This window comes from Sphingobium sp. TCM1 (genome assembly GCF_001650725.1).
Lineage (GTDB): Bacteria > Pseudomonadota > Alphaproteobacteria > Sphingomonadales > Sphingomonadaceae > Sphingobium.
In genome coordinates, this window is the sequence record NZ_LXVX01000034.1 from 390,832 (window position 1) to 416,206 (window position 25,375).

General features: G+C 65.9%; 19 protein-coding genes. 9 read left to right on the top strand and 10 right to left on the bottom strand.

Annotation, left to right across the window (positions count from 1 at the left end; all coding sequences use genetic code 11):
• Window positions 1-18: 18 nt before the first annotated feature.
• Genes pyrF through A7Q26_RS18970 form a run of 7 tightly spaced genes read right to left on the bottom strand, consistent with a single transcriptional unit; the run spans window position 19 to window position 6,172 of the window.
• Window positions 19-693 carry an orotidine-5'-phosphate decarboxylase gene (gene pyrF, locus A7Q26_RS18940; RefSeq protein WP_066862763.1) on the bottom strand — a complete coding sequence of 225 codons (675 nt, stop codon included), beginning with the start codon at window positions 691-693 and terminating at the stop codon, window positions 19-21.
• Window positions 690-1,040 (bottom strand): lipopolysaccharide assembly protein LapA domain-containing protein, encoded by a 351-nt coding sequence (locus A7Q26_RS18945; protein ID WP_066862766.1) that lies wholly within the window; start codon window positions 1,038-1,040, stop codon window positions 690-692. The genes pyrF and A7Q26_RS18945 overlap by 4 nt, the downstream gene beginning before the upstream one ends.
• Window positions 1,041-1,073: 33 nt before the next feature.
• Window positions 1,074-1,943, bottom strand: a complete 870-nt coding sequence (locus tag A7Q26_RS18950; RefSeq protein WP_084439209.1) for an aldose 1-epimerase — start codon at window positions 1,941-1,943, stop codon at window positions 1,074-1,076.
• Between the two features lie 17 nt (window positions 1,944-1,960).
• Window positions 1,961-3,373 (bottom strand): sugar porter family MFS transporter, encoded by a 1,413-nt coding sequence (locus A7Q26_RS18955; RefSeq protein WP_066862769.1) that lies wholly within the window; start codon window positions 3,371-3,373, stop codon window positions 1,961-1,963.
• Between the two features lie 21 nt (window positions 3,374-3,394).
• Entirely contained in the window at window positions 3,395-4,285 is an 891-nt protein-coding gene (locus A7Q26_RS18960; RefSeq protein ID WP_066862981.1) for an SMP-30/gluconolactonase/LRE family protein, read from the bottom strand.
• Window position 4,286: 1 nt separating this feature from the next.
• Window positions 4,287-5,042, bottom strand: coding sequence for an SDR family NAD(P)-dependent oxidoreductase (locus A7Q26_RS18965; RefSeq protein ID WP_066862772.1), 756 nt, complete (start codon window positions 5,040-5,042; stop codon window positions 4,287-4,289).
• Entirely contained in the window at window positions 5,039-6,172 is a 1,134-nt protein-coding gene (locus A7Q26_RS18970; RefSeq protein ID WP_066862983.1) for a fumarylacetoacetate hydrolase family protein, read from the bottom strand. Before A7Q26_RS18970 ends, A7Q26_RS18965 begins: the two co-directional genes overlap by 4 nt.
• Window positions 6,173-6,337: 165 nt before the next feature.
• Here A7Q26_RS18970 and A7Q26_RS18975 point away from each other — a divergent pair, with 165 nt between their 5' ends.
• Entirely contained in the window at window positions 6,338-6,532 is a 195-nt protein-coding gene (locus A7Q26_RS18975) for a hypothetical protein (protein WP_066862775.1), read from the top strand.
• A gap of 202 nt (window positions 6,533-6,734) precedes the next feature.
• On the opposite strand, the gene A7Q26_RS18980 is transcribed toward A7Q26_RS18975, so the two are convergent.
• Window positions 6,735-7,196, bottom strand: coding sequence for a calcium-binding protein (locus A7Q26_RS18980; protein WP_066862986.1), 462 nt, complete (start codon window positions 7,194-7,196; stop codon window positions 6,735-6,737).
• A 275-nt stretch (window positions 7,197-7,471) separates the two neighbouring features.
• Between A7Q26_RS18980 and purB the strand changes: the two genes are divergently transcribed.
• Window positions 7,472-8,788, top strand: coding sequence for an adenylosuccinate lyase (purB, locus tag A7Q26_RS18985; protein WP_066862778.1), 1,317 nt, complete (start codon window positions 7,472-7,474; stop codon window positions 8,786-8,788).
• 18 nt (window positions 8,789-8,806) lie between these two features.
• Here the strand turns inward: purB and A7Q26_RS18990 are convergent, their stop codons facing one another.
• Window positions 8,807-9,880, bottom strand: coding sequence for a LacI family DNA-binding transcriptional regulator (locus A7Q26_RS18990; protein WP_066862781.1), 1,074 nt, complete (start codon window positions 9,878-9,880; stop codon window positions 8,807-8,809).
• A gap of 68 nt (window positions 9,881-9,948) precedes the next feature.
• Window positions 9,949-12,093: an alpha-glucuronidase family glycosyl hydrolase gene (locus A7Q26_RS18995; RefSeq protein ID WP_066862989.1), complete on the bottom strand. Its 2,145-nt coding sequence runs from the start codon at window positions 12,091-12,093 to the stop codon at window positions 9,949-9,951.
• 192 nt (window positions 12,094-12,285) lie between these two features.
• Here A7Q26_RS18995 and A7Q26_RS19000 point away from each other — a divergent pair, with 192 nt between their 5' ends.
• From A7Q26_RS19000 to galB, 7 genes are all read left to right on the top strand, one after another.
• Window positions 12,286-14,613 (top strand): glycoside hydrolase family 3 N-terminal domain-containing protein, encoded by a 2,328-nt coding sequence (locus A7Q26_RS19000; protein ID WP_443018173.1) that lies wholly within the window; start codon window positions 12,286-12,288, stop codon window positions 14,611-14,613.
• A complete protein-coding gene (locus A7Q26_RS19005) occupies window positions 14,610-16,979 on the top strand; it encodes a glycoside hydrolase family 3 N-terminal domain-containing protein (RefSeq protein ID WP_066862786.1) in 2,370 nt (789 codons plus the stop codon). Before A7Q26_RS19000 ends, A7Q26_RS19005 begins: the two co-directional genes overlap by 4 nt.
• 70 nt (window positions 16,980-17,049) lie before the next feature.
• Window positions 17,050-18,261: a D-mannonate dehydratase ManD gene (gene manD, locus A7Q26_RS19010; protein WP_066862789.1), complete on the top strand. Its 1,212-nt coding sequence runs from the start codon at window positions 17,050-17,052 to the stop codon at window positions 18,259-18,261.
• A 148-nt stretch (window positions 18,262-18,409) separates the two neighbouring features.
• On the top strand, window positions 18,410-19,693 hold the full coding sequence (locus tag A7Q26_RS19015) for an MFS transporter (RefSeq protein ID WP_066862794.1): 1,284 nt from the start codon (window positions 18,410-18,412) through the stop codon (window positions 19,691-19,693).
• Complete coding sequence (gene uxaC, locus A7Q26_RS19020) at window positions 19,690-21,111, top strand: glucuronate isomerase (protein ID WP_066862797.1); 1,422 nt, start codon at window positions 19,690-19,692, stop codon at window positions 21,109-21,111. The genes A7Q26_RS19015 and uxaC overlap by 4 nt, the downstream gene beginning before the upstream one ends.
• Window positions 21,108-22,568, top strand: coding sequence for a mannitol dehydrogenase family protein (locus A7Q26_RS19025; protein WP_066862800.1), 1,461 nt, complete (start codon window positions 21,108-21,110; stop codon window positions 22,566-22,568). Before uxaC ends, A7Q26_RS19025 begins: the two co-directional genes overlap by 4 nt.
• A gap of 16 nt (window positions 22,569-22,584) precedes the next feature.
• The gene (galB, locus tag A7Q26_RS19030; RefSeq protein WP_066862803.1) at window positions 22,585-25,266 is read left to right on the top strand and encodes a beta-galactosidase GalB; all 2,682 of its coding nucleotides are present in this window, start codon (window positions 22,585-22,587) and stop codon (window positions 25,264-25,266) included.
• The last annotated feature ends 109 nt before the right edge of the window (window positions 25,267-25,375 follow it).

Consider the following 25,375-nt stretch of genomic DNA (forward strand, 5'->3'; position numbering starts at 1 on the left):
CCTCTGCTCGCAATCCTCCTAAAGCGTCGCCTCGATCTCCCGTGCCGCCAGGTCGGGATTTTCCGCCAGGCTGATCGGCCTGCCGACCACCAGGATCGACGCCCCCCGGTCCAGCGCCTGGCGCGGCGTCACCGCGCGCTTCTGGTCGCCCAGCGCGCCACCGGCAGGACGGACGCCCGGCACGACGAAGAAGCCATCATTCCAGCCCTGCTTGACCAGCGCCACTTCCTCGCCCGAACAGACGATGCCGTCGAGGCCCGCGCTCTGCGCCAGGTCGGCGAGGCGACGGACCTGATCTTCGGCCTTTCCACCCACGCCGATGTCGAGGAGGTCGCCATTGTCGAGGCTGGTCAGCACGGTGACGGCGACCACCTTGGTGTTGACGCCCGCCGCCGCCTTGGCATCCTCCAGCATGGCGCGGCCGCCGGCGGCATGGACGGTCAGGATCGCCGGCTCCAGCAGGTGCAGCGCCTGCACCGCCTTGGCCACGGTGTTGGGAATGTCGTGCAGCTTGAGGTCGAGGAAGATCGGCAGGCCGAACTTCATCATCTCATGCACGCCATGATGGCCGTTGGCGCAGAAAAATTCGAGGCCCAGCTTCAGCCCGCCGACATGATGCCGCACCTGCCCGGCGAGCGTCTGCGCCTTGGCAAGGTCGGGCGTGTCGATGGCGACATAGATGGGGCTGCTCATGCTGGTCCTGTAACATTGGAAGAGGGGATGGGGGAGTCCGTAACGGTCGTGACCACGGGCGGATCGGAAAGGGCGGGGGCGGGCGGCGGCGCGGAGGCGGCCGTGGCCGCCACCAGCGCTCGCTCGGTGCTGTCGAGCCGGCGCTTCAACCGCCAGCGCGTGGCCCGCGCCATGACCCAGAAGGGCAGCGCGCCCAGCAGGAAGGCGCCGATCAGCAGGACGGGCAGCTTGGTTTCCATCACCAGATCACCCCACAGACGCACGGTCACGGGGACATAATTCGCCATGCAGAAGAAGGCGAGCGCCACGGCGATGACGACCCAGAAGGCTGTCCGCAGAAATTGCATAGGCTAGACCCTTTGCTGCTGGTTTGAGGCAGCTTAGGCGATCCCGTCCCATTTCGGAAGCGTCTGGTCGATTTTGTCGATGGCGATGGTCATGGCAAGATGCGCGGTGTCGCCCGGCGCCAGCGTCGCCATCCCGCCCCGGTTGATCGCGTCGGGCATGTGGCTGACCGGCTCCAGGCAGAAATCGGCGCTGTCGGGCGGTCGATAGACATGCAGCCAGTCCGCGCCGGTGGCGGACAGCGTCAGGCGCACGCCATCCCCGCGCTCGACCGTCGCGATGCCGGTCCAGCCGCCATAGACATTGTCGATCAGGCTGTTGCCGTGCACCGGCGCGGGCCGCGACCAGTCGCCCAGCGCATCGGCGGGAACTTGGCGCGCGGGCAGCATGTCGGTGGTCGAGAGCCACAGGCTGCGCGCATCGAAGCGCAAGGTCGTGGCCCCATCGGCCAGGAAATAGGGGTGGAAACCCAGTCCCGCCGGCATGGGGCCGTCGCCGACATTGGTCATGGACAGCGACATGGACAGTTGTGACGGGGTGAGCGCGACCTGTTGTTCAGCGCGGTAGGGCCAGGGCCAGCCGGCGTCGCCGCCATGCTCATGCACCAGTCGGGCGGAGGCGGGGGCTGTCGCTTTCGCTGTCCATGTCGCCTGCCAGCCAAAGCCATGTATGCTGTGCGGATGATCGCCGAAATTGCGCGGCAGCTGATAGTCCTGCCCGTCGAAGGCGAACCGGCCGTCCGCGATGCGATTGGCGTAGGGGACGAGCGGGAAGCTGGCCATCGCCAGCGGATCGCCCGCGCCGTCCGGCGCGCGGCGCAGCAGGTCGACCCCGTCCAGCGCCAGACGCAGCAACGAACCGCCGACAGCGGGGGAGAGCGCCGCTTCCAGCGCCCCCGCCCGCAACAGGATGATGTCTGTGCTCAGCCGACCATGTCCTCAAGCTCGCGCCCCTTGGTCTCATGCACCATGGCGCGGACGAAGAAGAAGCTGATCGCCGCGAACAGCGCATAGCCGGTATAGGTCACCACCAGGCCGGGCGACACGGCCAGCGCGGGGAAGCTGACCGATATGGCGGCATTGGCGATCCACTGGGCGAAGCCCGCGACCGCAAGGCCGGAGCCGCGAATCTGGTTGGGGAACATTTCGCCCAGCATGACCCACATGATCGGACCCCAGCTGAGGTTGAAGAAGATCACGTACAGGTTGGCCGCGATCAGCGCCATCAGGCCATTATGGCCGGGCAGGGTGACGCCGCCATCCGCACCGGTAACGGCGGTGGAGAAGGCATAGGCGACCACCGCCAGCGTCACGGCCATGCCCGCCGAGCCGATCAGCAGCAGCGGCTTGCGGCCGATCCGGTCGACCAGCATGATCGTGCCCAGGCACGCGCCGATCGACAGCACGCCCGAGAGGATGTTGATCTGGAGGGCGTTGTCCTCGGAAAAGCCGACGGCTTCCCACAGGGTCGCGCCATAATAGAAGACGACGTTGATGCCGACGAGCTGTTGGAAGACGGCGAGGCCAATGCCGGTCCAGACGATCGGGCGCACCTTGCCGCTGGCCTTGTCGATCAGGTCGGAGAGCTTGGGGCGGTGATGGTCGGCGGCCAGGCTGGCGCGGATCTCGGCCACCTTGCGCGTCGCGGCGTCGGCGCCGAACAGGCGGGTCAGCACCGCATGGGCGCGATCCTCCTGACCCCGCGCGACGAGGTAGCGGGGGCTTTCGGGAATGACGAGCAGCGCCAGGAAATAGATGGCGGCGGGGATCGCCTGCAACCAGAACATCCAGCGCCAGGCCGGGAAGTCGAGCCACAGCGGCGCGGTCGAGCCGCCGGCATAGCGGGCCAGCACGAAGTTGGCGACGAACGCGCCGGTGAGGCCGGAGATTATCATCACCTGTTGCACGCTCGACAGTCGGCCGCGCACATTGGCCGGCGTGACTTCGGAGATGTAGACCGGCGAGATGACGCTCGCCGCGCCCACGCCCAGGCCGCCGATGATGCGGGCGATGATGAAGAGGGCGGAGGAACCGGCCGCGCCGGCCAACAGCGCGCTGACGAGGAAGAGGATGGCGGCCAGCATCATCACGCCGCGCCGGCCGATGATGTCGGCCATGCGGCCCGCGCCGAACGCGCCGATCGAGGAGCCGACCAGGATCGCGCCGACATTGACGCCGATGCCCAGCTTGCCGAGGTCGAAGGCGCTTTCCAGCCCCTTCTGCGTGCCGTTGATGACGCCCGAATCATAGCCGAACATGAAGCCGCCGATCGTCGCCACGGCCACGATCGCGGCGATGAAGGCCATATTGACCCTTTCGGCGCTCCCCTCTGTCATATCCTGTTCCTTCCTGCTTTCTTATATCGTCGCGACATGCCCCGGCAGCCCGGCGACGCCGGGGTCGAAGGCGAACAGATCGCCTGCCAGGGGCTGTTCTGTCAACGCTGTCATGTCCAGCCCCTTGCGCGCGGTGGTCGCATAGGCGGTGCGTAGGTCTTCGCCGCCGAAGGCGATCTTGGTGATATTGGCCACCGGGAAGCGGATTTCCCGCATCAGCTTGCCCGCCGGATCGTAGCGGCGCGCAGCCCAGCCGCCGAACAGGCCCGTCCACAGGCAGCCTTCGGCATCGACCGTCGGCCCGTCGGGATAGCCGGCGCCTTCCTCGACCTTGGCGAACAAGGTGGTGTTGCCGACCGTGCCGTCCTGTGCCAGCTGCGTGCGCCAGATGCGCTTGCCCAGCGTATCGGTGTGATAGAGTATGCGGCCATCGGGGGAGAGGGCAGGGCCGTTGGTGATCGATACCGCCGGCAGACCGGTTTCGATGCAGCGCCCGTCATGGAAGCGGTAGAAATAGCCGCTGTCGGCCTTCTCCGCATCGTCCATCGTCCCGAACCAGAGCGCGCCGTCCGGCGCGACGGTGGCATCATTCTGGCGATTGCCGGGCAGATGCGCTTCGGGGGCGTGGATCAGCGCAAAGCTGCCCCCCTCCGTCAAATCCAGGGCGGGATCGAAGCGATGCACGCCCGATTGCAGCCCTACCGCGAACAGTCCGTCGGCGGTGGGCAGGATCCATCCGACCTGTTCCGGCCCCGCCCAGCTTCGCCCGACGTCCAGTGCAGGGTCGTAGCGGTGGATGCGGTGCCCCTTGATGTCGACGAACCAGAGGGCGGCGTCGCGCGCCACCCAGACCGGCCCTTCGCCCAGCATCGCGCCGACCGACAGGACGCTCTGCGGATCGGCGGTCGGCATGTCAGCGCCAGCCGGCATCGATGAAATAATCATGGGCGGTGCAGTAGCGGGCGTCGTCCGACGCCAGGAACATCGCCAGAGCGGCGACATCCTGCGGCAGGATGCGACCGTCGAGGCACTGCGCCGCGACGATCTCTGCCTCGCCTTCGGGCGTGTACCATTTTTCCTGGCGCGGCGTTTTCACATTGCCGGGGATGATGGTGTTGACGCGGATATTGTCGCGGCCAAGGTCGCGGGCAAGGCTGCGGGTCAGCCCTTCGATCGCCGCCTTGGCGGTCTGGTAGAGCGCCAGTTCGGGCAGGGCGAGGTGCCAGCTGATCGAACCGAAGTTCAGGATCACGCCGCCGCCCGCGCGCTTCATCGCCGGAACCGCGGATTGCGCCGCGAAGAACAGGTGCCGAAGATTGACCGCCATCCGCTCGTCCCAATAGGCGGGGGTCACGTCTTCGATCGTGTGGCGATCGTCATTGGCGGCGTTGTTGATCAGGATGTCGATCCCGCCCAGCTGCCGTTCGACCGTGCCGATCATCGCCTGCACCGCATCGATGTCGCGCAGGTCGACCGCGTGGAAGATCGGCGTGAAGGCCGCGCCGGAAAGGCGCGCGACCAGAGCCTCGCTCGGCTCCACGGCGATGTCGCAGAAGGCGACATGGGCGCCCTGGCCGACGAACGCCTCGACCAGGCCTTCGCCGATGCCGCTGCCGCCGCCGCTGATGAAGACGCGCTTGCCCTTCAGGCTCGGATATATGGCGGTCATGCGGCAGTCTCTTTCAGGAGGCCGCGCGTTGCGAGGTTGGTCATCAGGGCGGACAGCCCCCAGGTCCATGGCGCGGCGTCCTTCGACGTCACCACCGTGTTGATCAGCTTGCCGAGGCGCGGCGTCGAGATCGCCACCACGTCGCCGACCTTGTGGGTGAAGCCGCGGCCCGGCTCGTCCCGATCCTGCACCGGCGCGAAAAGGGTGCCCAGGAACAGGGTGAAGCCGTCGGGATATTGATGCTCCGACAGGGTCTGGCGCACAAGTTCCAGCGGATCGCGGCTGATCTGGTTCATGCTGCTGGTGCCTTCCAGGCGATAGCCTTCCGGCCCGTCGATGGTCAGCCCGACTTCGGCGTTGCGCACATCGTCGATGGTGAAATCACCGTCGAACAGGCGGATGAGCGGGCCGAGCGAGCAGGAGGCGTTATTGTCCTTGGCCTTGCCGAGCAGCAGGGCGGAGCGTCCCTCGAAGTCGCGCAGGTTGACGTCATTGCCCAGCGTCGCGCCCACAGCTTCGCCCTTGGCGCTCACGATCAGCACCACTTCGGGTTCGGGGTTGTTCCAGGTGGAATCGGAGCGGATGCCGATCTCCGCGCCCAGGCCCACGGTCGAAAGAACCGGCGCCTTGGTGAACACTTCCGCGTCGGGACCGATCGCCACTTCCAGATATTGCGACCAGAGGCCATCCTCGATCAGCGCGGCCTTCAATGCGGCGGCTTCCTGCGTGCCCGGCACGACCGCGCGGATCGATCCGCCCACGCGTTCCTCCAGCCGGGTGCGAATCCCGGCGGCTGCGCTGGCGTCACCGCGCGCGCGTTCCTCGATCACGCGTTCCAGCGCCGAAAGGGCGAAGGTCACACCGCACGCCTTGACGCATTGCAGGTCGACCGGGCTGAGCAGCGGCAGGCCCAGCGTTTCGAGCGGACCGAGCGCCTCCCCCGCGTCCGGCGAAAGCGGCAGCGCCTCCACCAGTTGCGCGACGGTGGGCGCGACGCGGCTCATGTCATGGGCGATTCCGTCCGCCACCAGGATCGGGCTGGGACCGGCGGCGGTCTGGACGCGGCCGATGAACAGGCCGCCGCGCCAGTCGGCAGGCAGGCAATCGAGCAGGGAGACTTCGCCCGGCATCATCAACTCCTAAAGCGAATGGTTGTAAATTGATAGCGCTACCAACATGGAACCGGGCGCGGAGTCAAGGGGTGTTGCGTAAAAGGCGCGTCAGCGGAAAGTCGTAGGCCCGGCGCGCCTTCGGTCTTTTCCGGGGCGCCGCTTTGGGGCATAGCTACAAGGACCATGAGCAAGACCGAAGACAGCGCGCCGGCAACCGGCGCAGACGCCGCTTCTCCCGCAACGCCCGCCAATGAAAAGGCCGATCTCGCCGTCGCCGCACGCAAGTCCGCGGGCAAGGGCGTATGGATGGGTACTGCGGTCGGTATCGGTTCCGCCGCGATCGTCGCTGCCTTGCTCTACGCCCGCAAGAAGGGCTGATTCCCGCCGGACGACCCGCGGGATCTGCGAATATCGCATGATCGCTGCGCCCCGGTGCCGGGGGCGGTGAATGGCGGTTTTCGCGTCATCCCGACACAAAAAGGGATGGCATGGCCCTGTCCGGTCCATGCCATCCCATGATGCGACCCGTTTCGGGCTCTTCATCCGCCCTTCGTGACAGGCGGGTTTATTCCATTGTGCGTCAGGCTGCGCCGCCGCTCAGATAGCTGATCAGTTCCGGCTTGCTGACGGTCGTGCTCTTGTCCGAATCCGCGCTGGTAAAGGCGCCGTCGGCCCAGGCCGTCACTTGGTCCGCCGGCAGCGTCTTGCCCGTAGCCTTCATTTCCTGGTCCTTGAGCGCGAGCATCCAGCGCGAGAATTCGGACTTGTCGAGCTGGCCGTCGCTGTTCGCGTCATAGGCCGGGAATTCGCTGTCCACTATCGACGCGACCGAGCCGGCCGGATTGGCGGGTGTCGCGGGCTGGGCGGGCGTGGCTGGGGTTGCCGGCGCGGACGACTGGGGTTGCGCGGGCGTTGCGGGCACTGCCGGCTGCGCCGATTGCGGGGCGTTGGGGGTGGCGCCCTGATCGGCACTCGGCGTCTGCTGCGCCATGGCGGGCGCTGCAATGACCAAAGCCGTCGTGAACAAAAATGTGCGGATCATTGCGATCTCCTGTTGAGCGACCTTCTTGCGAAGCAGAGCATTCATGCCCGACTCCTGAATTCGTTACGGAATAATAGTCGAGTCCCTGCTATTGTTCCTGAACGCTCGTTCATCTGGCGCCATTCATCTTGCGAAATGGCTCGGTTCGACTTTTTTGCTTGGGCTAATTGCGAAGAAACGGTGCGGGCGCACGGCAGGGCGTGCGCGATTTGCTAGCGCCGGAAGGTGCTGCTAGTCGGCGCGGCGACTCCCATCCAGCCAATCAGGATTCGCCCATGGTCCCCCGTTACGCCCGCCCGCAAATGACCGCCCTCTGGGAACCGGAAGCCCGCTTCAAAATCTGGTTCGAAATCGAGGCGCACGCCACAGAGAAGCTGGGCGAACTGGGCGTGGTGCCGCCGTCCGCCGCCAAGGCGCTGTGGGACTGGTGGGCGACCAACCCGGCCATCGACGTGCCCGCGATCGACGCGATCGAGGCGGTCACCAAGCACGACGTCATCGCCTTCCTCACCTGGGTGGCCGAACAGGTGGGCGACGAAGCGCGCTTCATGCATCAGGGCATGACCAGTTCCGACGTGCTCGACACCTGCCTTGCCGTGCAGCTGGCCCGCGCCGCCGACATCCTGATCGACGACCTCGACAAGCTGCTGGAGGTCATCAAGCGCCGGGCCTTCGAGCACAAGCTGACCCCGACCATCGGTCGCAGCCACGGCATCCATGCCGAGCCGGTCACCTTCGGCCTCAAGATGGCGGAAGCCTATGCCGAATTCAGCCGCTGCAAGACGCGCCTGATCGCGGCGCGCGAGGAAGTCGCGACCTGCGCCATTTCGGGCGCGGTCGGCACCTTCGCCAATATCGACCCGCGCGTCGAGGAACATGTCGCCGAAAAGCTGGGCCTCGCGATCGAGCCGGTGTCGACGCAGGTTATCCCGCGTGACCGCCATGCGATGTTCTTCGCGACGCTGGGCGTGATCGCCAGCTCGATCGAGCGCCTCGCCGTCGAGGTCCGCCATCTCCAGCGCACCGAGGTTCTGGAAGCCGAGGAATATTTCTCGCCCGGCCAGAAGGGGTCGTCGGCCATGCCGCACAAGCGCAACCCGGTGCTTACCGAGAATTTGACCGGCCTCGCCCGCATGGTGCGTAGCTATGCCATGCCCGCGATGGAGAATGTGGCGCTGTGGCATGAGCGCGATATCTCGCACTCGTCGGTCGAGCGCTACATCGGTCCCGATGCGACCATCACCCTCGACTTCGCGCTCGGCCGTCTGACCGGCGTCATCGACAAGCTGCTAGTCTACCCTGAGCGGATGATGAAGAATTTGGACAAGATGGGCGGCCTCGTCCATTCGCAGCGCGTGCTGCTGGCGCTGACCCAGGCGGGCGTCAGCCGGGAGGACAGCTATCGCTACGTCCAGCGCAACGCGATGAAGGTCTGGGAGTCGGACGGCCAGCTGTCGCTGATGGAATTGCTCAAGGCCGACGAGGATGTCGCCGCCGCGCTCAGCGCACAGGAGATCGAGGACAAGTTCAACCTTGATTATCATTTCCGGCAGGTCGATACGATCTTCCGGCGCGTATTCGGCGAGGCGTAAGCCGCAAGACGGGCGGAATTACCTGCCGCCCATCCGCGGCCGCACCCTCGGCGCGGCATCGGACTGGCGGCGGATGAGCGCATGGTCGAGCACCAGATGCTCGGCCTCGCCAGTCTTCTGACCCCGGCGGCCCTTCACCCGCCGCACCAGCAGTTCGACCGCCGCGCGCGACATGGCGCTGATCGGCTGGCGGATCGTCGTCAGTTCCGGCCAGATCGTCGTCGCCAGCGAGCTGTCGTCGAAACCGCAGACGGTGAGGTCGCCCGGCACGTCCAGCCCGTTGCGGTGCGCGATCGCCACGGTCGCGGCGGCCATGTCGTCGTTGCTGGCGAAGATCGCGGTCGGCGGATCGATCAGCGACAAAATATGCTCGGCCGCGTCCAGTCCTGACCGGTAGGTGAAATAGCCCTGCGCGATCAGTTCGTCCTCTATGGCCAGCCCGGCTTCCTGCAAAGCCGCGACATAGCCCTCGAAGCGGCGCGCGCTGGCGGTCTGGTTGGGATTGCCCCTGATGAAGCCGATGCGCGCATGGCCGAGCGCGATCAGATGCCGGGTCATTTCATAGGCGGCCTGGCGGTCATCGATGCTGACGGCGGACAGATCCGATGGTGGGCGGCCGGTCGCTACCGCCACGGCGGGAATATCGGCGGCGGCCAGCGCTTCCACCATCTCCTCCAGGTCGCAGAGTGGCGGGGGCAGCACGACGCCGTCGATCCGCCCACGCAGCAGATGGTCGACCACCGACTGGACCGATGTCTGCTCGTCCCATTTCTCGACCACCAGGTCGATGCCGCTGCGGCTCGCCTGGTCCAGGCTGCCGACCAGGAACTCGCTGAGGTAGGACGAGGACGGGTTGCTGTAGAGCAGGCCGATCCGCGTTTCGTCCCCCCCCGCCAGGCTGCGCGCGGCGGCGCTGGGCGCATAGTTGAGCGCCTTGATCGCCTCCTCCACCTTGGCGCGGGTTTCGGCCTTCACCACCTGCTCGCCATTTATGACGCGCGACACCGTCATGGGGGACACGCCTGCATGGCGGGCGACATCGTTGATGGTGGGGGCGTTGCGCTGGCGGCGGGAGGTTCGCGTATCGGTCAATGTCGGCCCTTCTGCGGGGTGATGTCGTTATCGAAATGGTAGCGACAACAGCCGATGGAAGCAAAATATCAGTTATGCCCCGGCGCATAGGGGAAGCGCTGCGCCTTGTACCAGTTCAGGTCATGGGCGGGCGCGGCCGATCCGGTGGGCAGGGGGCGCTTCGACAGCGACTGGAAATAGGCGATGCTGGCGTCGCGCCACCATAGCGCCTCGCGATGCTGGATCGTCAGGAAGGTCTGCGTCTGCGCGAAACGCTCCGCATCGACATGGGGCTTGAGCGCCGCCCATCGCGTCTGCATGTCGGCGACATAGGCGACGCCCCGGTCATAGCGATGGACGAGACCATCCCACAGCGTCTCGCCCGATCGCAGGCGATGATCCCAGGACAGATGGTGGAACCAGAGCAGGTCGCGCTCCGGCGTGGTCTTGACATTGCCCCACATCTTCGCGACCGGCGGCGCATATTGGCTGACGGCATTGCTGCCCGTCTTCGTGCGGTCAAAGCCGATGCCGTTCGCATCCGCCTTGTGATAATAGACCGGGTTCCATTCTGGCCGCGCCAGATCGGACACCCAGGGCCCGGGACCATAATGATGGCCGGTATCCATGACATGGGTGAGGCCGAGCGGTGTCATATAGTCCACCGCCGCCTCCCGCGATCCCATCATCATCGTGACGACCGGCTGCACGACCTTCGGATCGGGGGAGAAGGTCATCTCCGCCCATTCCTTCGCGATGCTCTCCGCCGAGAGACTGGTATCCCATGCGAGGCGTCCGAACGCGTACCAGTCCGCCTGGTTGAAGATCGACCCGCTCCAGTCGCGATCCGCGCCGATATTGGCGACGCCGGCGATCCCGGTCAGTTTATGCCCGTCCAGCGATCCGTCGATGACCTTGGCGACCGTCGATCCCTTGCCCTTGGCATAAGTGTCCGCGTCCAGCGTCTCCTCGAACAGGGTGCCGAGATAGGTGAGGTGCGTCGACTGGCCCAGATATTCCTTGGTGATCTGGAACTCCATCATCAGCGGCGTTTTCGGCATCGCGCCGAACAGCGGATGGAAGGGTTCGCGCGGCTGGAAGTCGATCGCGCCATTCTTCACCTGGACGATCACATTGTCCGCGAACCGGCCGTCGAGCGGCTTGAAGTCGGTGTATGCCTGTTTCGCGCGGTCGTCGGGATTGTCATGGGCATAGACGAAGGCGCGCCACATCACGATGCCGCCATGCGGCTTAACCGCCGCCGCCAGCATGTTCGCGCCATCGGCATGGGTGCGGTTATAATCCTGCGGCCCTGGCTGGCCCTCGCTGTTGGCCTTCACCAGAAAGCCGCCGAAATCGGGGATCGCCCTGTAGATTTCGTCCGCCTTCGCCTGCCACCAGGCGGCGACCGCCGGATCGAGCGGATCGGCGGTCTTCAGGCCATCCAGTTCCATCGGCGCGGTCCATTTGACCGACAGATAGACCTTGATGCCATAGGGACGAAAGACATCGGCCAGCCCCGCCGCCTTGGCGATATAGGGCGCGGTCAGGCTGTCCGCCTTGGCATTCACATTGTTGAGGACGGTGCCGTTGATGCCGATCGAGGCGTTTGCGCGGGCATAGTCGGTATAGCGCGGCCCCTTCCAGTCGGGCAGGCGCCACCAGTCCCAGATCGATGCGCCGGCATAGCCGCGTTCGACCGTGCCATTCAGATTGTCCCAATGGTTGAGCAGGCGCAGCCCGATTCTGGGCGCGCTGCGGATGTCGATCGCGTCGAGTCGTGCGCCGGTCTGCGCCAGCCGCAGCCAGTGATAGGCGCCGTGGAGCAGGCCGATGTCGCTGTTCGCAGCGATCAGGGTGACGGCCTTGCCCTCCATTTGGGTCGAGCGAATCGCATAGCCTTCGTTGCCCAGCCCCTCGGTCCGGATCGGCAGGGCAGGGGAGGAGGCGGGGGTCGCCAGCCAGAGCGCACCTTGCTGAACTATTGCTGACAGGGTGGGCGCCGCGCCGCTCATACCGGCGACGCCGCGCTGCAATTCTGCGGTGGCGGCGGTCAGGGTCGGGCTGTTGCCGGGGGCGACGATGGCGGTCGCATGGGCCGCCAGATCGGCGCTGCGGGCTTGATCCGCGCGCGCATAGCGCAGCCACAGATCATAGCCGTCCTCGGCCTGCGCCATGGGCGACAGCAGCGCCCCGGTCACGGCAATCATCCAGCAAAACAGGCGCGCTATCACTCGACCCTCTCCCTTGGCTTCGATGTCAAAAGCCCGTTCGACGGGCATTGACAAGTCTCTTTGTCCGAGCAATGGTAACGCTATCAGTTTGGTCGCGGCAAGCATAAAGATCGCCGCACCGGAAAAATGGAGAGGGGTTTCGTGAACCATAGCAGCAAAATCCTCTGCGCCGTATCGGCGCTGGCGCTTGGCGTGGCGCTGCCCTGCGCGCCGGTTCAGGCCGCGCCGACTGCCGCCGCATCGGCCAGGGCGATCTACAAGGACGCCAATGCGCCGGTGGAGGCGCGCGTGGACGATCTGCTCTCGCGCATGACGCTGGACGAAAAAATCGCGCAGATCACCACCGTCTGGCTCGACAAGGTCAAGATTTTCGACGACCGGCTGCAACTCGATCCCGCGAAGCTCGCCGCGCAATATCCCAACGGCATGGGTCATTTCACCCGTCCTTCCGACGCGAAGGGTGCCGTCAGTCCTCGGGTCGCACCAGGACGCAATCCGCGCCAGACGGTCGCACTCGTCAACGCCCTGCAAAAATGGGCGACGACGCAGACGCGGCTCGGCATCCCGATCCTCTTCCATGAGGAAGGGCTGCACGGTTATGCGGCCGTCGGCGCGACCAGCTTCCCCCAGTCGATCGCCATGGCGTCCTCCTTCGACACCGACATGCTGCGCGAGGTCAACAGCGTGATCGCGCGGGAAATACGTGTCCGTGGCGTGCCGATGGTGCTGTCCCCGGTGGTCGACATCGCCCGCGATCCGCGCTGGGGCCGGATCGAGGAAACCTATGGCGAAGATCCCTATCTGGTCGGGGAGATGGGCGTTGCGGCTGTGGAAGGCTTGCAGGGCGTCGGCCGCAGTCGCGACCTGCGCGATGGCAAGGTGTTCGCCACGCTGAAGCATCTGACCGGCCATGGCCAGCCCGAAAGCGGCACCAATGTCGGCCCGGCGCCCGTATCGGAGCGCGAACTGCGCGAGAATTTCTTCCCGCCCTTCGAACAGGTGGTCAAGCGCACCGGCATCGAGGCCGTCATGGCCTCCTATAACGAAATCGACGGTGTTCCCAGCCATGCCAATCGCTGGCTGCTCGAAGACGTGCTGCGCGAGGAATGGGGCTTCAAGGGTGCGGTCGTGTCCGATTATTCGGCGGTCGACCAGCTGATGAGCATCCACCATATCGCCGCCAATCTGGAGGAGGCCGCGATCCGTGCGCTCGACGCGGGCGTGGACGCCGACCTGCCCGATGGCCTCTCCTATGCGACGCTGGGCAAATTGGTGCGCGAGGGCAAGGTCAGCGAGGCGAAGGTCGATCTGGCCGTGCGCCGGATGCTGGAACTGAAATTCCGGGCCGGGCTGTTCGAGAATCCCTATGCCGACGCCGCCGCGTCGGAGAAGATCACCAACAATGCGGAGGCGCGCGCGCTGGCGCTGAAGGCGGCGCAGCGCTCCATCACCCTGCTCAAGAATGACGGGATGCTGCCGCTGAAGCCCGAAGGCACGATCGCGGTCATCGGCCCCAGCGCCGCCGTCGCGCGTTTGGGCGGCTATTATGGCCAGCCGCCGCATACGGTGTCGATCCTCGACGGGATCAAGGCGAAGGTCGGTAGCAAAGCCAACATCGTCTTCGCGCAGGGCGTGAAGATCACCGAGAATGACGACTGGTGGGAAGACAGCGTCACCAAGTCCGATCCCGCCGAAAACCGCAAGCTGGTCGCACAGGCGGTGGAGGCCGCGCGCAATGTCGACCGCATCGTCCTGACCTTGGGCGACACCGAACAGTCGAGCCGCGAAGGCTGGGCCGACAATCATCTGGGCGACCGACCCAGCCTGGATCTGGTCGGCGAGCAGCAGGAACTGTTCGATGCGCTGAAGGCGCTGGGCAAGCCGATCACCGTCGTGCTCATCAACGGCCGTCCGGCCTCGACCGTGAAGGTCAGCGAGCAGGCCAACGCCATCCTCGAAGGCTGGTATCTGGGCGAGCAGGGCGGCAATGCCGTGGCGGATGTGCTGTTCGGGGATGTTAACCCCGGCGGCAAGCTGCCCGTCACCGTGCCGCGCTCGGTCGGGCAACTGCCGATGTTCTACAATGCCAAGCCCTCGGCGCGGCGCGGCTATCTGTTCGACACCACCGACCCGCTCTATCCCTTCGGCTTCGGCCTCAGCTACACGAACTTCGACCTGTCCGCCCCGCGTCTGGCCGCGACCCGCATCGGCACGGGCGGCAAGACGACGGTCTCGGTCGATGTCCGCAACACGGGCCAGCGCGAGGGCGACGAGGTCGTCCAGCTCTATATCCGCGACAAGGTCAGCTCCGTGACCCGGCCGATCAAGGAATTGAAAGGCTTCCAGCGCGTCACCCTGAAACCCGGCGAAACCCGCACCGTCACCTTCACGATCAGCCCGCAAAGCCTGTGGATGTGGAACGACCATATGCAGCGCGTGGTCGAGCCGGGCGATTTCGAGATCATGACCGGCAACAGCTCGGTCGCGCTCAAGTCCGCCACGCTGACGGTGACGCCATGAGTCTTGCCCGCCGCCAGGCGCTCGGCCTGCTCGCCTCCACGTCGCTCTTCGCGGCGGCTCCGGCGGTCGCAAAGGGGAAGGGCGGTCCGCTCTACAAGGATGCGTCCGCGCCCATCGACCTGCGCGTGCGCGACCTGCTCGCGCGCATGACGCTGGAGGAGAAGGTCGGCCAGATCATCGCGCTCTGGGCGACCAAGGCCGACATCATGGACGACCTCACCTTCTCGCCGGGCAAGGCAAGCCAGGCCTATCCCGCCGGATTCGGCCAGATCACCCGCCCGTCGGACCGACGCGGCGCGCCCAATGGCTCCAATCAGGCGGGCGGCGTCGGCGCGCGCTGGCGCACGCCTGCCGACACGGTCGCTTTCGTCACCGCCGTCCAGAAATGGGCGATCGAGGAAACGCGCCTCGGCATCCCGGTCCTCTTCCACGAAGAATCGCTGCACGGTTACATGGCGACCGACGCCACGATGTTCCCGATGGCGATCGGCCTGGCGGGCAGTTTCGACCGCCAATTGATGCGGGATGTCCAGTCGGTCATCGCCCGCGAAGTCCGTGCGCGCGGCGTCCATCTGGCGCTCTCGCCGGTGGTGGACATCGCCCGCGATCCGCGCTGGGGCCGGATCGAGGAAACGTTCGGCGAAGACCCCTATCTCTGCGGCGAAATGGGCGTCGCCGCCGTGCTCGGCCTCCAGGGCGAGAGCAAGCAACTCGGCCCGGACAAGGTCATGGCCACGCTCAAGCATATGACCGGCCATGGCCAGCCCCAGAGCGGCGAGAATATCGCCCCCGCGCCGATCAGCGAGCGCGAATTGCGCGAAAATTTCTTCCCGCCCTTCCGCGCCGTGGTGCAGCGCACCGGCATCGCCGCCGTCATGCCCAGCTATAATGAAATCGACGGCGTCCCTTCGCATCAGAACACATGGCTGCTTGGCGACATATTGCGCGGCGAATGGCATTTCGACGGCGCGGTGGTCAGCGATTATGGCGCGGTCCACGAACTCGACACCATCCACCATGTCCAGCCCGACCCGGAGGCATCGGCCCGCGCCGCCCTTCGCGCCGGGGTCGATTGCGAGCTGCCCGATGGCATGACCTATCGGACGCTCGTGGAACAGGTCCGCAGCGGAAAAGTGCCCCTCGAAGCGGTCGACATCGCCTGCACGCGCATGTTGACGCTCAAGTTCCGCGCGGGCCTGTTCGAAAATCCATGGCCGCGTCGTGACTATGACGCGCTGACCGGCAATGCGGAGGCGCGTGCGCTGGCCCTGAAAGCCGCGCACAAATCGATCGCCCTGCTGAGGAATGACGGCATCCTGCCGCTCACCCCCGGCGCGCACAAGCGGGTCGCGGTGATCGGTCCCAACGCCGCCATCGCGCGGCTGGGCGGCTATTCCTCCATCCCGCGCCAGGACGTGTCGCTGCTGGAAGGGGTGCAGGCGAAGCTGAACGGCAAGGCGCAGGTTGTCCATGCCCAGGGCGTCTTCATCACCCAGAGCGAGGATCGCTCGGTGGACGAGGTGTTCCTCGCCGATCCGGAAAAGAACCGCGCGCTGATCGCCGAAGCCGTCGCGGTCGCGAAAACCGCCGACATCGTCCTCCTCGCCATCGGCGACACCGAACAGACCAGCCGCGAAGGCTTTGCCGCCAACCATCTGGGCGACCGCACCAGCCTCGATCTGGTGGGCGAACAGAATGACCTGTTCGCGGCGATCAAGGCGACCGGCAAGCCCGTCGTCGTATGCGCCATCAACGGACGGCCGCCCAGCTATCCCGCCGTGGTCGATGGCGCCAACGCGTTGCTGGAATGCTGGTATCCGGGGCAGGAGGGCGGCACCGCCATGGCCGACATCCTGTTCGGGGACGTCAACCCCGGCGCCAAGCTGCCCGTCACCGTCGCCCGCGACGCAGGCCAGATCCCGATCTTCTACAACCGCAAGCCATCGGCCCGGCGCGGCTATGTGTTCGAGGATATCTCGCCGCTTTTCCCCTTCGGATATGGCCTTAGCTACACGAAGTTCGAGATCGGAAAGCCACGTCTCTCCGCGCCGCGCATCGGCGTGGGCGGGACCGTCACGGTGGAGGTCGATGTCCGCAATGTGGGGACAAGGGCAGGGGACGAAGTCGTCCAGCTCTATGTCCACGACCAGACCGCCAGCGTCACCCGGCCGATCAAGGAATTGAAGGGCTTCGAACGCATCACGCTTGCGCCGGGCGAGAGCAGGACCGTGCGTCTGGCGCTCGGCCCCGACGCCTTCAGCTTATGGAATCTCGACATGGAGGAGGCGGTCGAACCCGGCCTGTTCGACATCATGGTCGGGCCGGACAGCGCCGCGCTCCAGTCTGTCACGCTGGAAATCGCCTGATTGGTCAGGCCAGTATTGACGAAAAGGCAGATTGCATAGATATTGGCTTTACCAATTTACGGAGTGTCCGATGCCCATCATTACCGGCGCCAAGGTGATCGTCACATCGCCCGGCCGCAATTTCGTGACCTTGAAGATCGAGACGGATGAAGGCGTTTACGGCCTGGGCGACGCGACGCTCAACGGCCGCGAACTGTCCGTCGCCAGTTATCTGACCGATCATGTCATTCCCTGCCTGATCGGCCGGGACGCGCACCGGATCGAGGATATCTGGCAATATCTCTACAAGGGCGCCTATTGGCGTCGCGGCCCCGTCACCATGTCGGCCATCGCCGCCGTCGACACCGCGCTCTGGGACATCAAGGGCAAGGTAGCGGGCCTGCCGGTCTATCAGCTTCTGGGCGGCGCGAGTCGTGAAGGCGTCATGGTCTATGGCCATGCCAACGGCACGACGATCGAGGATACGGTGAATGTCGCCCTGGAATATCAGCGGCAGGGCTACAAGGCGATCCGCCTCCAGTGCGGCGTCCCCGGCATGGCATCGACCTATGGCGTGTCGAAGGACAAATATTTCTACGAGCCGGCCGACGCCGACCTGCCGACCGAAAATGTCTGGAACACAAGCAAATATCTGCGGGTCGTTCCCGAACTGTTCAAGGCCGCGCGCGAGGCGCTGGGCTGGGACGTTCATCTGCTGCACGACATCCACCACCGCCTGACCCCGATCGAGGCGGGGCGTCTCGGCAAGGATCTCGAACCCTATCGTCCCTTCTGGCTGGAGGATGCGACCCCGGCGGAAAATCAGGAAGCCTTCAGGCTGATCCGACAGCACACCACGTCGCCGCTGGCCGTGGGCGAGATTTTCAACTCGATCCATGACTGCCGCGAACTGATCCAGAACCAGCTGATCGACTATATCCGCGCCACTGTGGTCCATGCCGGCGGCATCAGCCACCTGCGCAAGATCGCCAACCTCGCCGACCTGTATCAGGTCCGCACCGGCTGCCACGGCGCGACCGACCTGTCGCCGGTGTGCATGGCCGCCGCGCTGCATTTCGACCTCAGCGTGCCTAATTTCGGCATCCAGGAATATATGCGCCACACTGAGGAGACGGACGCGGTCTTCCCCCATGCCTATACATTCGCCGACGGCATGATGCATCCGGGTGACAAGCCGGGGCTGGGCGTCGATCTCGATGAGGAACTGGCCGCCCAATATGAATATAAGCGCGCCTTCCTGCCGGTGAACCGGCTCGAAGACGGCACCATGTATAATTGGTGATGGATATGTTGGGCCTACTGTCCCTCTCCCAACGGGAGAGGGAAGGAGCCGCGCAGCGGCGGGAGGGTGAGGGCGATCTGCACCTCCTCCTCACCCTTCCCACGGCCTGCGGCCGCGGGCCCCTTCCCTCTCCTGGGAGGAGCGGGCTATGACCACCATCTCAAAACCCTCCGGAAAAGTCCGCTGGATCGTCTGCGGCCTGCTGTTCGCGGCGGTGGTGCTCAGCTATATCGACCGCCTCGTCCTGCCCACGCTGAAGCCCGATCTTCAGGCCCGCTATGGCTGGAGCGAGCGCGGCTATGCCGACCTCGCCATCTGGTTCCAGGCGGGCTATGGCATCGCCTATGTGTTTTTCGGTCGCCTGATCGACCGGGTCGGCGCGCGGGCGGGCTATGCCATCGCCGTGTCCTTGTGGACGCTCGGGCATGTCGCGCACATCTTCTTCACCTCGACCGCCGGGATGCTGTTCGCGCGCATTCCGCTGGCGATCGGGGAGGCGGGGACGTTCCCCGCCGCCATCGCCGCGACCAATGAATGGTTCCCCAAGAAGGAACGGGCGCTCGCCATCGGCATCTTCAATGCCGGGTCGAATGTCGGCGCGATCCTGACGCCTCTGGTCGTCCCCATCATCGCCGTCACCATGGGCTGGCGCTGGGCCTTCATCCTGACCGGCCTGCTGACCGTGGTCTGGCTCGCCGCCTGGCTGACCTTCTACCGTCGTCCGCGCGAAAAGAAGAGCCTGACGGCCGAGGAACTGGCCTGGATCGAAACCGATCCGGTCGAGGAAAGCCGCCCCGTCAAATGGGCGACACTGTTCCGCCATCGCCAGACCTGGGCCTATATGGCCGGCCGCTTCCTGATCGATCCGGTCTGGTGGACCTTCCTCTTCTGGCTGCCCGATTTCTTCAACAAGCAATATGGCGTGAAGATGCTGGACTTCGGTCCGCCGCTGATCGCCGTCTATCTTCTGGCCGATGTCGGTTCGGTGGCGGGCGGCTGGGCCTCCTCACGCTTCATGGGCCGGGGCTGGAGCGTCAATCGCGCGCGCAAGAGCGCGATGTTGCTCGCGGCCCTCTGTGCCGTGCCGATCGCGTTCGCCACCCATGCGCCGTCCATGTGGGTGGCGGTCGGCCTGATCGGCCTGGCCTGCGCCGGGCATCAGGGCTTTTCCGCCAATCTCTATGCGCTGCCCGGCGACGTCTTCCCGCGCTGGATGGCCGGGTCGGTCGTGGGGCTTGGCGGCCTGGCCGGTGCGATCGGCGGGATGCTGATGGCGAAATTCGCCGGCACCATATTGGAAACGGTCGGCAGCTATGGTCCGATCTTCGCGGTGGCGTCCTGCGCCTATCTCGTCGCACTTTTGACTATTCATCTCATAATTCCGCGCTATCAGGTCGTTGCCACCGGTGGCACAGCCGGCCAAGGAGCATGATCTTGACCAAACCGCTTCGCCTTCACCCTGATCGCCTGTTCCCGTCGGACCCGACCACGCGCGACATCGCCCGCAGGCTCTATGCCACGGTCAAGGATCTGCCGATCGTCAGCCCCCATGGCCATACCGATCCGCGCTGGTTCGCCTATGACGAGCCTTTCGCCAATCCCGCCGACCTGCTGATCGTGCCGGACCATTATGTGTTCCGTATGCTCTACAGCCAGGGCGTGAGGCTGGACGAACTGGGCGTGCCAACCATCGACGGCAGTGCGACCGAAAGCGATCCGCGCGCCATCTGGCATCGCTTCGCGGCCAACTATCACCTGTTCCGCGGCACGCCCTCGCGCATGTGGCTGGACTGGGTCTTTGCCGAGGCGTTCGGCATAGACGTGCGGCTGGAGCCGGAAACCGCCGATCATTATTACGACATCATCGACGCCGCGCTGAAGACCGACGCCTTCCGTCCCCGCGCGCTGTTCGAACGCTATAATATCGAAGTGATCGCCACGACCGAAGGGCCGCTCGATCCGCTCGACCATCATCGCGCGATCCGGCAATCCGGCTGGGGCGGCAAGGTCGTCACCGCCTATCGCCCCGATCCGGTGCTCGACCCGGATGATCCGAAGTTCATCGACAATGTGCAGCGTTTCTGCGCCATGGCCGGCGAGGATGCCGGCAGCTTCGCGGGCTATCTGCGCGCGCATGAAAAGCGCCGTGCCGATTTCCGCGCGGCGGGCGCGACCTCGACCGACCATGGCCACCCGTCCGCCTTCACGGCGAACCTGCCGCGCGCGGAGATCGAGGCGCTCTATGCCAGGGTGACGACCGGCCCGGCGACGCGCGAGGAAGCGGAGCTGTTTCGCGGCCATATGCTGACCGAAATGGCGCGCATGTCGATCGCCGACGGCATGGTGATGCAGCTGCATCCCGGCGTCCACCGCAACCATAATGACGCGGTGCGCGCGCGCTTCGGCAGGGACAAGGGGGCGGACATACCGACCGCCGGCGAGTTTGTGCAGGCATTGAAGCCGCTGCTCGATCTCTATGGCAATGATCCGCGCCTGACCCTGATCCTCTTCACCCTGGACGAGGATGTCTATTCGCGCGAGCTCGCGCCGCTGGCGGGTCATTATCCCGCGCTCAAGCTGGGACCGCCCTGGTGGTTCAACGACAGTCCCGAAGGGATGCGCCGTTTCCGCGAGCGCGCGACGGAGACGGCCGGCTTCTACAATACGGTCGGCTTCAACGACGACACCCGCGCCTTCCTCTCCATTCCGGCGCGCCATGACGTCGCACGCCGCATGGATTGCGGCTGGCTCGCCCAGCTTGTCGCCGAACATCGGCTGGAGGAGGATGAGGCGTTCGATGTCGCGCGCGCGCTGGCCTATGACCTTGTGAAAGCGGCCTACAAGCTGTGACCCGCCTGTCCTCCGCCACACTGGCCGGGCTGCCGGCCGATGTCGTCCGCCCGGCCTATGACCGCGCCGCCGTGACATGCGGCGTCGTCCATATCGGCATCGGTGCCTTCCATCGCGCGCATCAGGCGGTCGTCTTCGACGATGCCCTGAACGCGGGCGACCTGCGCTGGGGCATCACCGCCGCGTCGCTGCGCTCGCCCGCCGTGCGCGACCAGATGGCGCCGCAGGACGGCCTCTACACCATGTTGGTGCGCGACGGGGCAGCCGAGCAGGCGCGGGTGATCGGCGCGGTCCAGCGCGTCATCGTCGCGCCGGAAGAGCCGCAGGCGCTGCTCGCCGCGCTAGCGTCGCCCGACACCCATATGGTGACGCTGACCATCACGGAGAAGGGCTATAAGCTCGACCCTGCGACTGGCGCGCTGATAGAAAGCGACCCGCAACTCGTTGCCGATATCGCCTCGCTGGAAAGCCCGCAGACCGCGCCCGGCTATCTGGTCGCGGCGCTGGCCATGCGCCGCGCGGCGGGCCTGCCGCCCTTCACTGCGATCAGCTGCGACAACCTGCCGCACAATGGCACGCGGCTGCGCGACGCGGTGATCGCGCTCGCCCGTCGCCATGACGCCGGGCTGGCCGACTGGATCGCGGGGGAGGGGGCGTTCCCCCAGACCATGGTCGACCGAATCGTCCCGGCGACCACGGCGGAGGCCATCGCCACGCTCACCGCGCGCATCGGCGTCGAGGATCAGGCGATGGTCAAGACCGAGCCCTTCCTGCAATGGGTGATCGAGGACCGTTTCTGCGGCCCGCGCCCCGAATTCGGCGCCGGGGTTCAGGTGACGCAGGCGGTCGCCCCGTGGGAGGAAGCCAAGCTGCGCCTCCTCAACGGATCGCACAGCGGCATCGCCTATCTGGGCGGCCTCGCTGGCATCGACCATGTCCATGAAGTGCTGGCCCTGCCCGAGGCGCGGCGGTTCGTGGAGGCGCTGTGGGACGAGGCGGAAACCACCCTGTCGCCCCCGCCGGAGCTGGACGTCGCCGCCTATCGCCGCGAGCTGATGGCTCGTTTCGACAATCCGACGCTGCGCCACCGCACGCGCCAGATCGCGATGGACGGCTCGCAGAAGCTGCCCCAGCGCCTGCTCCACAGCATCGCCGCGCGGCTGGCGGCAGGGCAGGGGATCGACGCCCTGTCGCTCGCCGTCGCCGCCTGGGTCCGCTGGCAGGCGGGCGTGGACGATCAAGGCGCGGCGCACAAGGTGGACGATCCGCTGGCCGATGCCATCGCCGCCGCACTCGCCGGAGCCGCATCGACCGAGGACCGCGTTGCGGCAATTCTCGCCTTCGACGCGGTCGTGCCGCCCGACCTCGCGACCAGCGCGCCGTTCCGTGCGGCACTCGTTCGCTGGCTCGCCATCCTCGAAACCGAAGGCGCGCGCGCGGCGCTCGCCCGGCTCTGAAAGCGAAAGGCGCGCCATGAAGCCCATCCGCACGCTCCTGCTGGCATCCTGCCTGCTGACCCCGGTCGCCTCCGCCACGTCGCCGCGCGAGAGCATGTCCATCAGCAAGGACTGGCGCTTCACCAAAGGCGACCCGGCGGGCCTCACCACCGACCTGCGCTATGACGTGCGCCCACCGATCGAGGATACGGGCGACGGCAAGCTGGCCGACGCGCGCCCCGACGCCGCCGTGAAGGTGGACGACAGCGGCGCGAAAGTCCTGAAGCCCTGGATCCTTCCCAGCGCCAATCCCTTCATCAACGATCCGGCCAAGCATCATGTCCGCCCCGCAGGCAATCCCGGCGGCGACGTGTCCTATGTGCAGGCGAATTTCGACGATAGCGCATGGACCCCTGTCGACCTGCCGCATGACTGGGCGATCACGGGCCCCTTCATCACCGAAGGCCCCTATGGCGGCATGGGTCGCCTGCCCAGCTGGGGCATCGGCTGGTATCGCAAGACGCTCGACATTCCCGCCAGCGCGAAAGGCCAGTCGATCTTCCTCGATGTCGAAGGCGCCATGTCCTACGCCACCGTCTGGCTCAACGGAAAGCTCGTCGGCGGCTGGCCTTATGGCTATAACAGCTTCCGCCTCGACCTGACGCCCTATGCGTTGCCGGGGGCCAGGAACCAGCTCGCCATCCGCCTCGACAATCCGGCCGCCTCGGCGCGCTGGTATCCGGGCGGCGGCCTCTATCGCGACATCTATCTGACCACCACGAACAAGGTTCATGTCGGCCAGTGGGGCAGCATCGTCCGCACGCCCAGAGTCAGCAAGGAGCAGGCGACTGTCGACCTCAGCCTGACCCTCGACAATGACGGCGACACCCAGGCGCAGGTCGAGGTCGCGACCGCCCTTTACGCGCTCGACGCGAAGGGCAAGCGCATCGGCCGCCCTGTCGCCAGCATCGCCCGCCAGTCCGCCACCATCGCCCCCGGGGCGAAGGCGGTGCTGAACGGCTCCACCATCCTGTCGAATCCGCGCCTTTGGGGACCGCCACCCACGCAGGCGCCCAACCGCTATCTCGCCATCTCCACCGTGACCCAGGGCGGGAAGGTCATCGACAGCTATGAAACCCGCTTCGGCGTGCGCGACATCCGGTTCGATCCCGACAAGGGCGTGATCGTCAATGGCGAGCATATCCCCCTGCGCGGCGTCAACAATCATCATGATCTCGGCGCGCTGGGCGCCGCCTTCAACGCCCGCGCCGCCGAGCGCCAGCTCGAAATCCTGCGCGACATGGGTGCCAATGCCGTGCGTATGAGCCACAATCCGCCGGCGCCCGAACTGCTCGAACTCACCGACCGGATGGGCTTCCTGGTGATGGACGAAGTGTTCGACAGCTGGGAAAAGAAGAAGACGCCGCACGATTTCCACCTGATCTTCCCCGACTGGCATGAGGCCGACGCCCGCGCCATGCTGCGTCGCGACCGCAACCACCCCTCGATCATCCTGTGGAGCATCGGCAACGAGGTCGGCGAACAATATGACGGGGAGGCCGGCGCGAAGATCGGCCGCGAACTGGTCGCCATCGCCCATGAGGAAGACCCGACCCGTCCCGCCACCAGCGCAATGAACTTCGCCAAGGCCGACATGCCGCTGCCCGCCGAAATGGACGTCATCAGCCTCAACTATCAGGGCGCCGGGATACGCGGCATAGTGGGTCAATATCCGGCCTTCCGCGCGAAATTCCCGGACAAGGTCATCCTGTCCACCGAAAGCGCCTCCGCTCTCTCCAGCCGTGGCGAATATATGTTTCCCGTCGCAGGCGCGATCAGCGGTCCGGTGCGCCCCTGGTCGGGCGGCGATCCCGACACGCATCAGGTGTCCGCCTACGAGATGCACGCCGCCGACTTCGGCTCCTCGCCCGATCGCGTCTGGGCGGCCGATGACCAGAACCCTTACGTCGCGGGCGAATTCGTCTGGACCGGGTTCGACTATCTCGGCGAACCCACGCCCTATTATAGCTCGCGCAGCAGCTATTCGGGCATCGTCGATCTCGCCGGTTTCCCCAAGGACCGTTTCTGGCTCTATCAGGCGCGCTGGCGGCCGGACCTGAAATTCGCCCATATCCTGCCGCACTGGACGTGGCCTGATCGTGTCGGCCACATCACCCCCGTCCATGTCTTCTCCTCTGCGGACGAGGCGGAACTGTTCGTCAACGGCAAGTCGCAGGGCAAGGTCAAGAAGCGCGACTATGAATATCGCTTCCGCTGGGACTATGTCGTCTACGAACCTGGCGAGGTGAAGGTCGTCACCTGGAAGAAGGGTCAGCCCTGGGCGACCGAGACCGTCCGCACGGTGGGCGCAGCGGCCAGGCTGTCGCTGACCGCCGACCGGTCCGCCATCGCCAGCGACGGCCGCGACCTCAGCTTCGTGACGCTCAAGATACTGGACAAGGACGGTCATGTCGTCCCCGCCGCCAAGCAGAAGATCGACTTTTCGATCGAGGGGCCGGGCGAGATCGTCGCCACCGACAATGGCGATCCGACCGACATGACCGCCTTCCCCTCGCATCAGCGGGATGCGTTCAACGGACTCGCCATGGTGATCGTGAAGGGCGATCCCGCCCGATCCGGCCGTATCGTGGTGCGCGCCCGCAGCGCCGGGCTGGCAGACGCGCAGGTCGAGATCGCCGCCGCACGCCGGGGCCGATAACCGGACTATACCGTTACCATAAACGCCATGCGCATATCTTGACAAAAAGCACGCGGCGTTTAATGAAGTGAAATTGATAGCGCTACCAGTTGGAGCCCACCGGAGAGTC

Bases quoted from the DNA above. Each gene is read 5' to 3' on its own strand.
- pyrF (WP_066862763.1), bottom strand. From the start codon at position 693: ATGAGCAGCCCCATCTATGTCGCCATCGACACGCCCGACCTTGCCAAG.
- A7Q26_RS18945 (WP_066862766.1), bottom strand. From the start codon at position 1,040: ATGCAATTTCTGCGGACAGCCTTCTGGGTCGTCATCGCCGTGGCGCTC.
- A7Q26_RS18955 (WP_066862769.1), bottom strand. From the start codon at position 3,373: ATGACAGAGGGGAGCGCCGAAAGGGTCAATATGGCCTTCATCGCCGCG.
- A7Q26_RS18960 (WP_066862981.1), bottom strand. From the start codon at position 4,285: ATGCCGACCGCCGATCCGCAGAGCGTCCTGTCGGTCGGCGCGATGCTG.
- A7Q26_RS18965 (WP_066862772.1), bottom strand. From the start codon at position 5,042: ATGACCGCCATATATCCGAGCCTGAAGGGCAAGCGCGTCTTCATCAGC.
- A7Q26_RS18970 (WP_066862983.1), bottom strand. From the start codon at position 6,172: ATGCCGGGCGAAGTCTCCCTGCTCGATTGCCTGCCTGCCGACTGGCGC.
- A7Q26_RS18975 (WP_066862775.1), top strand. From the start codon at position 6,338: ATGAGCAAGACCGAAGACAGCGCGCCGGCAACCGGCGCAGACGCCGCT.
- A7Q26_RS18980 (WP_066862986.1), bottom strand. From the start codon at position 7,196: ATGATCCGCACATTTTTGTTCACGACGGCTTTGGTCATTGCAGCGCCC.
- purB (WP_066862778.1), top strand. From the start codon at position 7,472: ATGGTCCCCCGTTACGCCCGCCCGCAAATGACCGCCCTCTGGGAACCG.
- A7Q26_RS19005 (WP_066862786.1), top strand. From the start codon at position 14,610: ATGAGTCTTGCCCGCCGCCAGGCGCTCGGCCTGCTCGCCTCCACGTCG.
- manD (WP_066862789.1), top strand. From the start codon at position 17,050: ATGCCCATCATTACCGGCGCCAAGGTGATCGTCACATCGCCCGGCCGC.
- A7Q26_RS19015 (WP_066862794.1), top strand. From the start codon at position 18,410: ATGACCACCATCTCAAAACCCTCCGGAAAAGTCCGCTGGATCGTCTGC.
- uxaC (WP_066862797.1), top strand. From the start codon at position 19,690: ATGATCTTGACCAAACCGCTTCGCCTTCACCCTGATCGCCTGTTCCCG.
- galB (WP_066862803.1), top strand. From the start codon at position 22,585: ATGAAGCCCATCCGCACGCTCCTGCTGGCATCCTGCCTGCTGACCCCG.